Source organism: Superficieibacter sp. 1612_C1 (assembly GCF_015234305.1).
Classification (GTDB): domain Bacteria; phylum Pseudomonadota; class Gammaproteobacteria; order Enterobacterales; family Enterobacteriaceae; genus Superficieibacter.
In genome coordinates, this window is sequence record NZ_JADGMI010000006.1 from 295,765 (window position 1) to 310,597 (window position 14,833).

Below are 14,833 nucleotides of genomic sequence, written 5' to 3' on the forward strand. Positions count from 1 at the left end.
GATGATAGCTATGATAAATACTGCCCTGGCGTCATCCCCGTCATGGTGCGGAAAAAGTAGACAAAGGCGCTGTCGCTGGCAAAGCCCAGCGCCTGCGCGGTATCGGTGATGCGCTGACCGGTTGAGAGCAGTTCCACCGCTTTCATCAGCCGCCACTGTTGCCGCCACTGCTGAAAGGACATGCCGGTTTCCCGGCGAAAAATCCGGCTAATCGTTTTTTCGCTGGCTCCGCTGTGGGCCGCCAGATGCTGCAACGTTGGCGGCAAAGTGGTGCCGGAAAGGTGCGCCAGACGCTTATCTTTAGGCAGTGCAAGCATCATTGGCTCATGAGCAGCTGTACCAATTTCACCGCAGCATAACGCGGCAAGATGATAAAAAGGCGCATCGTCCCAGCCGGTATCCCACGGCTGTTCAGCGATGCGTTCCAGCAGCTCGCGCAGTAAGGGCGATACGTTAAGAATGGCCGGTTCGGTCGGGAGTGAAGGAAAACAATGCGGTTGAAACCAGACGGAACGATAGGCGACGCTATTTTTCATTTCCGCGCGATGACTGACGCCTGCCGGTATCCACGCTGCACGCGTGGGCGGCAGCAGGCACAGCAACTCGCCGTCATTGAGCGTGAGCCGTATGCAGCCCTGACGCGTGAAAAGCATTTGCGCCATTGCATGCTGGTGCAATCCTGAATCATGGTCGCCCAGTTCAGCATAAATCCCGATCACCGAATTATTCAGGGTATCCGGGTTAAATACCGCGTCGCTGCTCAGCCAGGCCATGTTGTCCGATTTCCGCTATTTTTAGTCACTATGTTTATAATGTGCGAAAACCGGTTTACCTACAATAGCGCCTCTTTTCTTCAGGAGGCGTCTATGTTCAGCCGTTCGGCAACGGTGATGATCACCGCACTTTTAATGTTTCCGCAAATCGCGGAAACCATTTACAGCCCGGCGCTGACCAGCATCAGCGCGGGTTTTTTGGTTGACGCTGAGCACGCGGCACAAACGCTGTCGGTCTATTTCGTCGGCTTTGCCGTCGGCGTGTTGTTCTGGGGTCGTCTCTGCGATCTACGGGGGCGCAGACCTGCTCTGCTGGCAGGGTTAAGCGTTTATATCTTCGGCAGCATGATGGCGTTAATGGTCAGTGATTTCAGCCTGTTGCTCATCGCCAGAGTGATTGCCGCCTTTGGGGCCGCCACCGGATCGGTGGTCATGCAAACCCTGCTGCGCGACCGTTTTCAGGGGCATCAGCTCGCGCGTATTTTTTCGTTTATCGGTATCGCTCTGGCCATCAGCCCTGCGATAGGGGTGGCTGTTGGCGGCGAACTGGCATCCCGCTGGGGGTTCCACGGCGTTTTTTTCGCGCTGGCGCTGCTGGCTTTTGTGCTGCTGGCCGGTAGCCTGTGGATCGTTCCGGAGACGCGTCCGGCGCAGCATATTGAGATTTCGTTTTGTTCTGTCGCCCGTCGAATGGTCCGGGATAAAAAAATCTGGCTGGCGGCCCTGCTCGTCGCCGCTTTTAATGTCAGCCTGTTCAGCTATTACAGCCTGGCACCGTTTATCTTTGCGCGTCTGCATCTTAACGCGCAGGCTTTTGGCTATAGCGGCATTGCGCTCGCGACCGGTTCGATCATTGGCTCGCTGGTAAGCCGCTCCTTGCTCAGCCAGGGTGAGCGCCTGCCTCTGGTCGTCATCGTCGCCTGTCTTCTGAATATCGCAGGCAGCGCCGGGGTGCTTTTACTCAGCCATACTCTCTTTTTCCTGCTGCCGATGGCGCTGGTGACGATAGCTTTTGCCATGGCGATCCCGGTGGCGCTCGGCTCGGCGCTGAGCGCGTATGCGGATTGCCGCGGCTCGGCGGGGGCATTGTTCGGGCTGCTTTATTATATATTGATTGCGCTGGGGCTGGGACTTTCCGGCTGGGGGCAAGCGCTGGGCGTCACCCTGACGGTCAGCGCCATGTTATGCGCTATCGTTGCCTGGCTTTATTTACCACAACTCACTGAGAAGTAATGTTTATATGCTGAGAAAAACGTTGTTAGCGTCTGCGTTGTTGAGCAGCCCTGCGGGATGGGCCGTCGCCCCGCCGCCGCAGCCTGCGGACTGGACGGAGGCTGTCGTCCCCTTTCCGGTCACCGACAATATCTTTTATATTGGCACTCACGGTTTAACAACCTGGCTGATTGTTTCAGGCCAGCAGGCCATACTGCTCGATCCGGGGCTGGCGCAGAATGTCCCGCTGATTGAGAAGAATATCCGCTCGCTCGGCTTTTCCTTGCAGGACGTTAACGTGTTAATCAATAGCCATGCGCATTTTGACCATGCGGCGGGACTGGCGGCGCTTAAGCGCGATACCGGCGCAACCTTTTATGCGATGGGTGCCGACGTGCCCGCGCTGGAAAAAGGCCAGCATGAAGGAGATAACCTCTACGGCAATGCCTTTTTCCCGCCGGTGAACGTCGATCACACGCTTCATGATGGTGAGGTTATACGTCTGGGGAACGTCAGCCTGAAAGCCATCCTGACGCCGGGTCATTCAAAGGGCTGCACCACCTGGACCATGCGCTCAACGCTCGATGGAAAACCCGTCAACGTGGTTTTTCCCTGTAGTATCAGCGTGGCGGGCAACACCTTAATCGGCAACCGTAGCTATCCGGGAATTGTTGCCGATTATCAGCGTAGCTTCGCCCGCCTGCGCGCTCTGAACGCGGACATCGTGTTGCCAAATCATCCGGAAGTCACTCAGGTCATGCAGCGTGAGGAACGGGTGCAAAAAGGGGATAAGCAGGCTTTTGTCGATCCGGGCTTACTGACGCGCGTCGTGGATGACGCAGAGAAAAAATTCAACGCGGCGCTGAGTGCGGCATCAGCCTCAAAACCCTGAAGGTAACAATAATGAAAAAAGACATTCAGTATCAGTTCCACCATTTCGGTATTCCCGTTCAGGACGGGGATACCGCTGGAGTACACAGTGAAAAAGCCGGGATGTATACCACCGATAATCCGGGTAACTTTCGCGTGCAGTGGCACCGTTTTACCGATGATTCCCCTCTGCATCCGCTGATTAAAACCGTGCCGCATGTGGCATTTAAGGTCAACGATCTGGCGCGAGCCATTGAAGGCGAAGAGGTTATTCTCGGCCCTTACGAGCCGATTGATGATTACCTTGTCGCCATGATTAATGATGCCGGAGTTCCTATTGAGCTTATTCAGACCTCACTGGATGACGACGAACTGTGGGCGCGGGCGCGGCGTGGTCAGGGCTCCTTATATCGCAGCGACGATTAACGATGAGAGTTATAACGCTTTCAGCGCTGTCGGGGTATCCGAAGCGCCCCTGTACTCTGGCTTGCTGCTGACCGTTCTCCACAGGACATAAAAAAATGAAACGTATCGTTGGTGCCGTAACGCTCATCCTGTTCGCCCTGGCTCCCTGTGCGCGGGCAGCCAGCATGAGCGATGTTCTTAAACAACAGGAGACGCGCCTGAACGCCCGAATCGGAATGGCCGTAGTGGATGCCCAGGGTACGCCCGTTTTTACCTGGCGTCAGGATGAGCGTTTTCCGCTGACCAGCACCTTTAAAGTGCTGGCATGCGCCGCTCTGCTTGATAAGCTGCGCAGCAACGGTGGCTCGCTGGAGGAGAAGGTTTCCCTGCAACCCGATGAACTGCTGGCGTATTCTCCGATCACCAAAAATTATCTGCCGCCTTCCACCCTTTCCCTGCGAACCTTATGTTCAGCGGCGGTGAGCTATAGCGATAACACCGCCGCCAATCGCCTGCTCAGGTATCTCGGCGGTCCGGCGGCGGTCACGCAATTTATGCGCAGCATCGGCGATCAAGTCACCCGTCTGGATCGTACCGAGCCAACGCTGAATGAAGCCACGCCCGGCGATGTGCGGGATACCTCAACGCCCAAAAGTATGGCGCTGGCGCTACATAAACTTTTAGCTTCAGAGGCTCTGGCTCAGGCTGACCGTACCACGCTGGATACCTGGATGCGGGAAGACAAAGTTGCAGACGCACTGTTACGCGCCGCGCTGCCGGCAGGCTGGGCCATCGCCGATAAAACCGGGGCCGGTGGTCACGGCTCGCGCGCGATTATTGCCGCCGTTTATCCGCCGCAGAAACCGCCGTTTTACGTAGCGATTTATATTACACAAACCAGTGCGTCGATAAAGGCGGCGGATGCGGCGATTGCGGATATTGGCAGACAGCTTTTTAGCGCATTGCCGTCGGTTCAATAAGATTGAAAACCCATCGTGAAAGATGGCGAACTGTTTGAGATAACGATGTAATAACGTAAACATGCCGAGAATACAGTCGCTTCGGCGTCGTTATGCACTGAAAGAATCATCTCTTTTAATGATGAAACTGCAAGGGACTTGAAATACCAGAGAGGGAAAGCTGGAGCGGGCGAAGGGAATCGAACCCTCGTATAGAGCTTGGGAAGCTCTCGTTCTACCATTGAACTACGCCCGCTTTGAGGTGCGTAAGGCATTATAAACCTTACGCTCTTGTTAGCAAGGGACCGCTTGTCTGACTGGCGATTAATTCACCGTCAGCATTTCGGTTTACTGCCCTGCGGCGGCAGATAACGAAGCGGATCGATGGCCGTGGCCTTGTAGCGGATCTGGAAATGCAGCCGCACGGAATCCGTATCCGTACTGCCCATCGTGGCAATCTGCTGGCCGATTTTCACGCTCTGCCCGTTATTGACCATCAGCGTGTCGTTATGCGCATAGGCGGTGATGTAGTTCTCACCATGCTTAATCATAATCAGATTGCCGTAACCGCGGAGCTGATTGCCGACGTACACCACCTTACCCGAACCCGCCGCATAAATCGGCTGCCCACGCGGCGCGGTAATATCAATGCCCTTGTTACCGCCATCTGCCGATGAGTAAGGCAAAATCACTTTCCCGCTGGTCGGCCAGCGCCAGCAGCGGTCGCCCACCGGCGGCCAGGAGACAGGCGGCAGCGTGGGACGGGAGGCGGTCTTCGTACTTTTGGAAGACTTTTTGCCAGCAGTCGCGGTACCGTTCACCTTCAGGCGCTGCCCAATTTCAATGGTATAAGGCGGAGAAATATTGTTCATCCGCGCCAGTTCCTGCACGCTGGTGCCGGTCAGACGTGAGATACGGGAAAGCGTATCGCCGCGCTTAACGGTATAAACGTTGCCGTCGGAGTCAGAACTCCCCGAGCAGCCAGCCAGAAACAGCGCCACCGCGAGGCAGCACATTGGGCGAAAAGAACGAGTCATCAGGCTTCCTGCGCGCAAAACAGATCCTCAATACGGTGTGAGTCAGGGTGCTTATGATAGCAGCCTGTGAAAAGATGCCAATGATTAGCGTACGTAAACCGTCTTAATTGCCAAAAATGGATAGCCGGAGTACTCCTTCTTATCATTGGTATGACTGCGCCAATAACGGGTTTTGGTAATGCCTTTACCCCACTTTTCGGCTACGCTTGAGCCCTGAATATTATTGTTCTCCGACACAGTAAGTCGGATCTTTCTATCGCAGGAGTACTTATGATCAGGGAACACGTCATTTTACTGGATGCGCAGGATCGCCCCTCCGGCACGCTGGAAAAGTATGCGGCGCACACGGCGGCGACGCCTTTGCATCTGGCCTTCTCTTCGTGGCTGTTCAATGCACAAGGACAGCTTCTGGTCACGCGCCGCGCCCTCGGTAAAAAAGCCTGGCCCGGCGTGTGGACCAATTCGGCCTGCGGTCATCCACAGGAAGGCGAAACCTTTGAGCAGGCGATTGCCCGCCGCTGCCGCTTTGAGCTGGGTGTCGAGATTGCCGATCCAACACCAGTTCACCCGGCCTTCCGCTACTGTGAAACCGACCCTTCCGGCATTATGGAAAATGAGTTTTGCCCGGTTTATGCCGCGCGGGCGGTGAGCGATATAAATCTGAATCCTGACGAGGTGATGGATTACCAGTGGGTAGCGCTGGATGAAATGTTCAATGCGCTTGCGGCTACGCCGTGGGCGTTTAGCCCGTGGATGGTACAACAATCCTCTTTTGCCGATGCACGCGCAGCGCTGAAACGCTTTATCCGGCAGGCATAAAAAAAGCCCCGACGCACTAAACGCCGGGGCTCATTCAGTACATCAGACTTATTTCACCGGGCGCATCGCCGGGAACAGGATCACGTCGCGGATGGTATGGCTGTTGGTGAACAGCATCACCATACGGTCAATACCAATACCCAGACCTGCGGTCGGCGGCAGACCGTGTTCCAGCGCGGTCACGTAGTCTTCGTCAAAGAACATCGCTTCGTCATCGCCTGCGGCTTTGGCGTCAACCTGATCCTGGAAGCGCTGCGCCTGATCTTCGGCATCGTTCAGCTCGCTAAAGCCGTTGCCGATTTCACGCCCGCCAATGAAGAACTCAAAGCGATCGGTGATTTCCGGATTCACGTCATTACGGCGCGCCAGCGGCGACACTTCTGCCGGATATTCGGTGATAAAGGTCGGCTGAATCAGGTGCGCTTCTGCCACTTCTTCGAAGATCTCGGTGACGATACGGCCCAGACCCCAGCTTTTCTCGGGTTTGATACCGATAGATTCGGCAATCGCTTTGGCTGAATCAAAGTTATCCAGATCGGCCATTTCCGTTTCCGGACGGTATTTCTTGATCGCTTCGCGCATGGTCAGTTTTTCAAACGGCTTGCCGAAATCAAACGTCACATCGCCATAAGGTACTTCGGTTTTGCCGAGAACATCCTGCGCCAGGGTGCGGAACAGGGATTCGGTCAGCTCGATCAGATCTTTATAATCTGCATACGCCATATAGAGTTCCATCATGGTGAACTCTGGGTTATGACGAACGGAGATGCCTTCGTTACGGAAGTTACGGTTGATTTCGAATACGCGCTCGAAGCCACCGACCACCAGACGTTTCAGGTACAGTTCCGGCGCGATACGCAGGTACATGTCCAGATCCAGCGCATTGTGATGGGTGATGAACGGACGCGCAGACGCTCCGCCCGGGATCACCTGCATCATCGGCGTTTCAACTTCCATAAAACCACGGCCAACCATGAACTGACGAATACCCGCCAGGATCTGCGAACGTGCTTTAAAGGTGTTGCGGGATTCATCGTTAGAGATGAGGTCCAGATAACGCTGACGGTAGCGCGCTTCCTGATCCTGCAAACCGTGGAATTTGTCCGGCAGCGGACGCAGCGCTTTGGTCAGCAGACGCAGTTCGGTACAGTGGATAGACAGTTCGCCGGTTTTGGTTTTAAACAGCTTGCCTTTTGCGCCGAGGATGTCGCCGAGGTCCCATTTTTTGAAGTGCTCGTTATAAACGCCTTCCGGCAGATCGTCACGGGCAACATACAGCTGAATGCGGCCGCCAACGTCCTGAAGGGTAACAAACGAGGCTTTACCCATAATACGACGAGTCATCATGCGGCCGGCAACGGTCACCTCGATGTTCAGCGCTTCCAGCTCTTCGTTTTCTTTCGCATCAAAGTCAGCGTGCAGTTGGTCTGAGGTGTGGTCGCGACGAAAATCGTTCGGGAAGGCAATTCCCTGCTCGCGAAGGCCAGCCAGCTTCTCGCGGCGCGCTTTCAGTTCATTATTAAGATCGGCCGCCGCGTCAGCACTCTGTACGTTTTGTTCAGACATTTTGGTTCCTCATAACCCTGCTTTCAAACTTGCTTCGATGAATTGATCCAGGCTGCCATCCAGCACCGCCTGCGTGTTACGGGTTTCAACCCCGGTGCGCAGGTCTTTAATGCGGGAGTCATCAAGGACATAAGAACGGATCTGGCTACCCCAGCCAATGTCAGACTTGTTGTCTTCCATCGCCTGTTTCTCAGCATTTTTCTTCTGCATTTCCAGTTCATAAAGCTTCGCTTTCATCTGCTTCATGGCCTGATCTTTGTTTTTATGCTGGGAACGGTCATTCTGACACTGGGTCACCGTGTTGGTCGGAATGTGCGTAATACGCACCGCGGACTCAGTACGGTTAACGTGCTGACCACCCGCACCAGACGCGCGGTAGACGTCAATACGCAGGTCGGCCGGATTGATGTCGATATCAATGTCGTCGTCCACTTCCGGATAAACAAAGGCGGAGCTGAACGAGGTATGGCGACGGCCGCCGGAGTCAAACGGACTCTTACGTACCAGACGGTGAACGCCGGTTTCGGTACGCAGCCAGCCATAGGCGTAATCGCCGGAAATCTTGATGGTCACGGATTTGATACCCGCGACTTCGCCTTCAGACTCTTCAATGATTTCGGTTTTAAAACCGCGCGCTTCGGCCCAGCGCAGATACATACGCTCCAGCATGCTGGCCCAGTCCTGCGCTTCTGTACCGCCTGAGCCTGCCTGGATATCCAGATAGCAGTCGGCATTGTCGTATTCGCCGGAGAACATGCGGCGGAACTCAAGCTGCGCCAGCTTCTCTTCCAGTACGTCAAGTTCGGCAACGGCTTCGTTGAAGGTATCTTCGTCGTCGGCTTCAACAGCCAGCTCCAGCAGCCCGGAAACATCTTCCAGACCCTGAGACATGTGATCGAGGGTTTCGACAATGGCTTCGAGGGAGGAACGTTCTTTACCCAGCGCCTGTGCGCGTTCAGGTTCGTTCCAGACGTCCGGCTGTTCCAGCTCGGCGTTTACCTCTTCGAGACGCTCTTTCTTCGCATCATAGTCAAAGATACCCCCTAAGAACGCCAGAGCGATCTGTGAGGTCCTGAATGCGGTTTTTTACCGGGTTAATTTCAAACATGGTCAGGTTTCTTTTATTGAACGTGTCAAAATGCAGTTATAAGGGTGAGATTGTACCCAATTCACGGCTTTTTTTATACACACAAAATTATTCGGGATGTATCCGGGCGCAGGCCCGGAACGACCGATAATCCTGCGCCAGAGTTTGCAGCAGAAGGTGAATGTCAGGCGCTACATCGGCCAGATATGATCGATGATAATTTGCAGGCTGCGGTTGCCGCGAAACTCGTTAATATCGAGTTTGTAAGCCAGTTCGACCTCGCGCACGCCGTTATCCGGCCAGCAGGAGGTATCGACATTAAACGCAATGCCGTCCAGTAGCGGACCGCCGCCGACCGGTTCGACCATCACTTTAAGGTGACGCTCGCCAACAATGCGCTGTTGCAGCAGGCGAAAACTCCCGTCAAACAGGGGTTCCGGAAACATTTGCCCCCACGGTCCGGCATCGCGCAGCATCTCAGCAATTTCCAGCGTCATATCGCCAGGCGAAAGCGGACCGTCGGAAACCACCTCACCCTGCAATAATGCCGGATCGAGCCACTCGGTAATCAGTTCGCCAAAGCGCTGCTGAAACTCGTCAAAGCGCGTCTCATCAAGGGAAAGCCCTGCCGCCATCGCATGACCGCCGAATTTAATAATCAGATCCGGGTAGAGGGTATCCAGACGCTCCAGCGCGTCGCGCATATGCAGGCCGGCAATGGAACGGCCTGAGCCTTTCAGGGTGCCGTCGCCCGCAGGCGCAAAGGCAATCACCGGACGGTGAAAACGCTCTTTGATCCGCGAGGCCAGTATGCCAACCACCCCCTGATGCCATTCGGGGTGATACATCGCCAGCCCACCGGGCAACGACTCGCGGCTACGCTCCAGCTTTTCACACAGCGCCAGCGCTTCGATTTGCATCCCCTGCTCGATCTCTTTGCGCGTCTGGTTGAGGGCGTCGAGTTCGCTCGCCAGCACGCGGGCTTCGGCGATGTTCTCGCACAGCAGCAGCGCGACGCCGACCGACATATCATCCAGCCTCCCCGCCGCATTCAGACGAGGTCCCAGCGCAAACCCCAGGTCGCTGGCGGCCAGGCGGTGCGGTTCGCGGCGGGAGATCTCCAGCAGCGCTTTAATACCAGGACGGCATTTACCGGCGCGGATGCGGTTCAGCCCCTGCCAGGTGAGAATGCGGTTATTCGCATCGAGCGGTACGACGTCTGCCACCGTACCCAGCGCCACCAGATCCAGCAGCTCGGCCAGATTCGGTGCCGCGATGCCGCGCGTCTCAAACCAGCCCTGCTCGCGTAAATGGGCGCGCAGGGCCAGCATCAGATAAAACGCCACGCCAACGCCCGCCAGTGATTTCGACGGGAAATCGCAGTCGCGCAGATTGGGATTGACGATCGCTTCGGCGTCCGGCAGCGTATCGCCGGGCAGATGGTGATCGGTGACCAGTACCGGGATCCCCAGCGCATGCGCCCGATCGACCCCAGTGATGGAAGAGATCCCGTTATCCACGGTCATGATCATCTGCGCGCCACGGGCGTGCGCCTGATCGACCACTTCCGGACTCAAGCCGTAACCATCTTCAAAACGGTTCGGCACCAGATACGCCACGCTTTCGCAGCCCAGCGCCCGTAGCGCCAGTACGCTAAGCGCAGTGCTGGTCGCCCCGTCGGCATCAAAGTCGCCGACCACGACGATACGCAGTCCTTCGCGAAGCGCGTTGTAGAGCATATCGACCGCTTTCTCGATCCCCGTTAACTGCTGCCACGTCAGCATACCTTTGACGCTTCGCTCCAGATCCTGCGCCCCTTTCACACCACGGCTGGCGTAGAGCCGCCGCAGTAGCGCAGGCAGGTCGGCGGGAAGATCCGCTGTTTCATCCACCTCGCGGCGGCGTAGTTGTATCGGTTGTTTCACGCGAATTATTTACCGCTGGTCTGTTTCTGATGCTCGTCGAGGAAGGCTTTCATCTCTTTCGGCCCCTGATAACCCGGCACCACATTGCCATCGCTCAGCACGATAGCGGGCGTGCCGTTGACGCCGAACTGGACGCCGAGCGCATAATGGTCGGCGATGTCGATATCGCAGGAGGCAGGCTTCACGCCTTTGCCGTTCATCGCATCGTCAAAGGCTTTGTTACGATCTTTCGCACACCAGATGGCTTTCATATCCTGCTCGGGCTGGCTTTGCAGACCTGCGCGCGGGAAGGCGAGATAGCGCACGGTGATCCCCAGCGCGTTATAGTCTTTCATCTCTTCATGCAGCTTGTGGCAGTAGCCGCAGGTGATGTCGGTAAAGACGGTGATGACATATTTTTCCTGCGGCGCTTTATAGACGATCATCTCTTTTTCCAGCGCGTTCAGGTGCTTCATCAACAGTTGATTGGTAACGTTGACCGGATGTGCGCCGCTGACGTCATACATTGGCCCCTGGATCATATGCTTGCCGTCGTCGGACACATACAGTACGCCGCTGTTGGTCAGGACGGTTTTCATGCCAGCGACAGGCGCAGGCTGAATATCGCTGCTTTGCACGCCGAGCTTCGCCAGCGCCTGTTGGATCGCCGCATCGTCAGCCTGAGCCATACCGGTAAACGCCGTGGTCAGCAGCGACAGAATCAATAAACCTTTTTTCATAACTTATCCTTTTATGTCAGGCAATCACGCACGCGGATGATGCTGCTGGTGTAACTGCCGTAAGCGTTCAGTGGCTACGTGGGTATAAATTTGCGTCGTCGAAAGATCGCTGTGGCCCAGTAGCATTTGCACGACGCGCAAATCCGCGCCGTGGTTAAGTAAATGGGTGGCAAACGCATGGCGCAGCACGTGTGGCGATAGCTTTTCGCTGTCGATACCGGCCAGCGCTGCATAATGCTTAATGCGATGCCAGAAGGTCTGGCGCGTCATCTGCTGCGCGCGCTGGCTGGGAAACAGGACGTCAATGGAGACGCCGTTCAGCAGCCAGGGCCGCCCGTGTTCGAGATACGTTTCCAGCCAGTACACCGCCTCTTCGCCGAGCGGCACCAGCCGCTCTTTATTGCCTTTGCCGATCACCCGTACCACGCCCTGCCGCAGGCTGACATCGCTCATGGTCAGCCCTACCAGCTCAGAGACGCGCAGCCCGGTGGCGTACAGCACTTCCAGCATGGCTTTGTCGCGCAGCTCCAGCGGCAGGTCGGTGACGGGCGTTTGCAGCAGACGTTCAACCTGCTGCTCGGATAAATCTTTTGGCAGCCGCTGCGGCAGCTTTGGCGAGGCCAGCAGCGCGCTGGGATCGTCCGCGCGGATCTTCTCACGGTACAGATGCTGAAAAAAACGCCGTATCGCGCTCAGCAGCCGTGCCGAACTGGTGGCTTTATAACCCCCTGCCAGACGCTCCGCCAGCAACGCCTGAAGATCCTCATGCTGCACGCGTTCAAGCGATAGCTCGCGGTGATGCAGCCACTCCACCAGCATCGTCAGATCGCGTCGATAGGCGCTGAGCGTATTCTCCGCCAGATTACGCTCCAGCCAGAGCGCATCCAGAAACTGTTCTATACGTGCAAGATCCTGTTCCATCCGTGCCTCTTTACCGCTTCTGCTGCTGCATTATGCCTGATTAATTCACGTTTCTGGTACACTGAGCGCAAAGTCACGAGAAGAATTGAGACGTTTACGCCATGAACATTGGTCTTTTTTACGGTTCCAGCACCTGCTACACCGAAATGGCAGCGGAGAAAATTCGCGACATCATTGGGCCGGAACTGGTCACGCTGCACAACCTGAAAGATGATTCCCCCGCGCTGATGGAGCAGTACGATGTCCTCATTCTGGGCATCCCAACCTGGGATTTCGGTGAAATTCAGGAAGACTGGGAAGCCATCTGGGATCAGCTCAGCACGCTAAATCTGAAGGACAAACCCGTTGCCCTTTACGGCATGGGCGATCAGTTGGGCTATGGCGAATGGTTCCTTGACGCGCTCGGTATGCTCCACGATCAACTGGCGATGAATGGCGTGAAGTTCATCGGCTACTGGCCCACTGAAGGCTACGAATTTACCAGCCCAAAACCGGTTATCGCCGACGGCAAACTGTTCGTTGGTCTGGCGCTGGATGAAACTAATCAATACGATCTCAGCGATGAGCGCATCCAGACGTGGTGCGAGCAGATCCTTATGGAGATGGCAGAGCAATTCTCCTGAACCGTCTCCATTAATGTCGCGCTGGCTGTTGCATTAACATCCGGCGCAGATCGCGCCACTCACCGCTCTCCATGCTATCCGCCGCCAGCCACAAATGCTGCCGCCGCCGGCTACCCAATTTGCGCAGTCGCAGCATCATGCCGCTTTTCAGCATCCACGGCGCGCCGGTAATTTCCCACTCCTGTCCCTGCCAGCGCAGGCGGGAGTTCATCATCAGTTTGATCTCCCCCTGGCATGCGTTGATACGCCGCTGGCTACGCACGCAGTCAAATACCACCAGCGATAACAGCAGCAGCCAGAGCGGCATGTAACTTAACGGCCACGGCATAAATAAAACCAGAGCGGCGACCACGCCATGAAGCAGAAGCGATAGCCACTGTGAGCGCCATGAGACGCGTAGATCAGATTGCCACAGGACCACGTTCCCGATTCCGTGTTTGAATTAATTGCACCATGCGTTGTAGTCCAGCGTCAGCGGGTTTGCCGTGATTCATTAACCAGTTGAACAGGTCTGGATCGTCGCATTCCAGCAGGCGAATGAAGAGATGTTTGTCATCGTCACTCAGCGTGTCGTACTCGTATTCGAAAAAAGGCATGATGGAAATATCGAGTTCGCGCATACCGCGGCGGCACGCCCAGTGGATGCGGGCTTTGTTATTAATATCCATGTTTTCAATCCTGCGTCGCTATATCGGATTAGTGTAACGCGTTTTATCAACTTACTTTACAGGATTATTGCGCCCTGCGAGCCAGATTCCACTTAAAACCCTGCAAAATTAATTATTTCCTCACAATCCCGTTTCACATCAATCGTCAAAAACGGCACAAAAGGCGCGTTAAAAGCGCTTGCAATGGCAAATAGCTCTTTTACCATGAGTTATATTCTTACTTCGCGTTACGCAACCAGGACAACATTATGGCTTTTACTCCATTTCCTCCGCGCCAGCCTTCCGCCTCTGCGCGTCTGCCGCTGACGCTTATGACGCTTGATGACTGGGCGCTGGCGACCATTACCGGCGCGGATAGCGAAAAATATTTACAGGGTCAGGTGACCGCTGACGTGGCTGCCCTGACGGAACATCAGCATCTGCTGGCCGCGCATTGCGATGCCAAAGGCAAGATGTGGAGCAACATGCGTCTTTTTCACCATGCTGGTGGCTTTGCGTGGATTGAACGCCGCAGCCTGCGCGATGCGCAGCTTACCGAACTGAAAAAGTACGCGGTGTTTTCTAAAGTCGCCATTGCGGCCGACGATGAGTCCGTGCTTTTAGGTATTGCCGGATTCCAGGCGCGCGCGGCGCTGGCGAATTTGTTTAGTGAACTGCCGGATGCCGATAAACAGGTAACGACAGAGGGCGAAACATCCCTGCTGTGGTTTGCTCATCCTGGCGAGCGTTTCCTGCTGGTGACCGATGTGGCAACGGCACAGCGCGTCACCGAAGCCCTGCGCGGCGAAGCACAGTTGAATAACAGCCAACAGTGGCTGGCGCTGAATATTGAAGCCGGACTGCCGGTGATTGACGCCGCTAACAGTGGGCAGTTTATTCCGCAGGCCACCAACTTGCAGGCGCTGGGTGGGATCAGCTTCAAAAAAGGCTGCTATACCGGACAGGAAATGGTCGCCCGCGCCAAATTCCGCGGCGCGAACAAACGCGCGCTGTGGTCGCTGGCAGGCCAGGCCAGCCGTGTTCCGGAAGCCGGGGAAGATCTGGAGCTGCAAATGGGCGAGAACTGGCGTCGCACCGGTACCATCCTGGCTGCCGTGCAGCTTGATGATGGACGTCTGCTGGTTCAGGCGGTGATGAATAACGATATGGAGCCGGACAGCGTTTTCCGCGTGCGCGATGACGTCAATACCCTGCATATTGAACCGCTGCCGTATTCGCTGGAAGAAAGCTGAGTTTTAATGCCCCCGGC

Annotated in this window: 16 protein-coding genes and 1 tRNA gene; 7 read left to right on the plus strand and 10 right to left on the minus strand. The window is 55.8% G+C overall.

Annotated elements, in window-relative coordinates; genetic code table 11:
- Nucleotides 1-8: 8 nt before the first annotated feature.
- Complete coding sequence (locus tag INT84_RS20510; protein ID WP_194208287.1) at nucleotides 9-773, minus strand: helix-turn-helix transcriptional regulator; 765 nt, start codon at nucleotides 771-773, stop codon at nucleotides 9-11.
- A gap of 93 nt (nucleotides 774-866) precedes the next feature.
- Between INT84_RS20510 and INT84_RS20515 the strand changes: the two genes are divergently transcribed.
- The 4 genes from INT84_RS20515 (at nucleotide 867) to bla (INT84_RS20530) (ending at nucleotide 4,240) form a co-directional block, all read left to right on the plus strand.
- Nucleotides 867-2,006, plus strand: coding sequence for a Bcr/CflA family efflux MFS transporter (locus tag INT84_RS20515; RefSeq protein WP_194208288.1), 1,140 nt, complete (start codon nucleotides 867-869; stop codon nucleotides 2,004-2,006).
- Between the two features lie 7 nt (nucleotides 2,007-2,013).
- Nucleotides 2,014-2,877, plus strand: a complete 864-nt coding sequence (gene bla / locus INT84_RS20520; RefSeq protein ID WP_194208289.1) for a subclass B3 metallo-beta-lactamase — start codon at nucleotides 2,014-2,016, stop codon at nucleotides 2,875-2,877.
- Nucleotides 2,878-2,888: 11 nt separating this feature from the next.
- Nucleotides 2,889-3,281 carry a hypothetical protein gene (locus tag INT84_RS20525; RefSeq protein WP_194208290.1) on the plus strand — a complete coding sequence of 131 codons (393 nt, stop codon included), beginning with the start codon at nucleotides 2,889-2,891 and terminating at the stop codon, nucleotides 3,279-3,281.
- A 95-nt stretch (nucleotides 3,282-3,376) separates the two neighbouring features.
- Entirely contained in the window at nucleotides 3,377-4,240 is an 864-nt protein-coding gene (gene bla, locus INT84_RS20530; protein WP_194208291.1) for a class A beta-lactamase, read from the plus strand.
- Between the two features lie 161 nt (nucleotides 4,241-4,401).
- On the opposite strand, the gene INT84_RS20535 is transcribed toward bla (INT84_RS20530), so the two are convergent.
- Nucleotides 4,402-4,475 (minus strand) — tRNA-Gly (locus tag INT84_RS20535).
- A 79-nt stretch (nucleotides 4,476-4,554) separates the two neighbouring features.
- Complete coding sequence (actS, locus tag INT84_RS20540; protein WP_194208292.1) at nucleotides 4,555-5,256, minus strand: amidase activator ActS; 702 nt, start codon at nucleotides 5,254-5,256, stop codon at nucleotides 4,555-4,557.
- 270 nt (nucleotides 5,257-5,526) lie between these two features.
- On the opposite strand from actS, the gene idi reads away from it, so the two are divergent.
- Nucleotides 5,527-6,075, plus strand: coding sequence for an isopentenyl-diphosphate Delta-isomerase (gene idi, locus INT84_RS20545; RefSeq protein ID WP_176920964.1), 549 nt, complete (start codon nucleotides 5,527-5,529; stop codon nucleotides 6,073-6,075).
- Nucleotides 6,076-6,123: 48 nt separating this feature from the next.
- On the opposite strand, the gene lysS is transcribed toward idi, so the two are convergent.
- The 5 genes from lysS to xerD form a co-directional block, all read right to left on the minus strand.
- A complete protein-coding gene (gene lysS, locus INT84_RS20550) occupies nucleotides 6,124-7,641 on the minus strand; it encodes a lysine--tRNA ligase (protein ID WP_194208293.1) in 1,518 nt (505 codons plus the stop codon).
- Between the two features lie 9 nt (nucleotides 7,642-7,650).
- Nucleotides 7,651-8,749 (minus strand): peptide chain release factor 2 gene (prfB, locus tag INT84_RS20555; RefSeq protein WP_176920966.1). Its coding sequence is split into 2 segments (ribosomal slippage): nucleotides 7,651-8,673 and nucleotides 8,675-8,749, totalling 1,098 coding nucleotides; the frame shifts between segments, so codons are not numbered across the junction.
- 170 nt (nucleotides 8,750-8,919) lie between these two features.
- Entirely contained in the window at nucleotides 8,920-10,653 is a 1,734-nt protein-coding gene (gene recJ / locus INT84_RS20560; RefSeq protein ID WP_194208294.1) for a single-stranded-DNA-specific exonuclease RecJ, read from the minus strand.
- Nucleotides 10,654-10,658: 5 nt separating this feature from the next.
- A complete protein-coding gene (dsbC, locus tag INT84_RS20565; protein ID WP_194208295.1) occupies nucleotides 10,659-11,372 on the minus strand; it encodes a bifunctional protein-disulfide isomerase/oxidoreductase DsbC in 714 nt (237 codons plus the stop codon).
- Between the two features lie 24 nt (nucleotides 11,373-11,396).
- Complete coding sequence (gene xerD / locus INT84_RS20570; RefSeq protein ID WP_194208296.1) at nucleotides 11,397-12,293, minus strand: site-specific tyrosine recombinase XerD; 897 nt, start codon at nucleotides 12,291-12,293, stop codon at nucleotides 11,397-11,399.
- A 101-nt stretch (nucleotides 12,294-12,394) separates the two neighbouring features.
- On the opposite strand from xerD, the gene fldB reads away from it, so the two are divergent.
- Nucleotides 12,395-12,916 (plus strand): flavodoxin FldB, encoded by a 522-nt coding sequence (gene fldB, locus INT84_RS20575; RefSeq protein WP_194208297.1) that lies wholly within the window; start codon nucleotides 12,395-12,397, stop codon nucleotides 12,914-12,916.
- Between the two features lie 10 nt (nucleotides 12,917-12,926).
- Here the strand turns inward: fldB and INT84_RS20580 are convergent, their stop codons facing one another.
- Both INT84_RS20580 and sdhE read right to left on the minus strand, forming a co-directional pair.
- Entirely contained in the window at nucleotides 12,927-13,337 is a 411-nt protein-coding gene (locus INT84_RS20580) for a protein YgfX (protein ID WP_194208298.1), read from the minus strand.
- Entirely contained in the window at nucleotides 13,318-13,584 is a 267-nt protein-coding gene (sdhE, locus tag INT84_RS20585; protein WP_194208299.1) for an FAD assembly factor SdhE, read from the minus strand. The genes INT84_RS20580 and sdhE overlap by 20 nt, the downstream gene beginning before the upstream one ends.
- Nucleotides 13,585-13,832: 248 nt before the next feature.
- Between sdhE and ygfZ the strand changes: the two genes are divergently transcribed.
- On the plus strand, nucleotides 13,833-14,816 hold the full coding sequence (gene ygfZ, locus INT84_RS20590) for a tRNA-modifying protein YgfZ (protein WP_194208300.1): 984 nt from the start codon (nucleotides 13,833-13,835) through the stop codon (nucleotides 14,814-14,816).
- The last annotated feature ends 17 nt before the right edge of the window (nucleotides 14,817-14,833 follow it).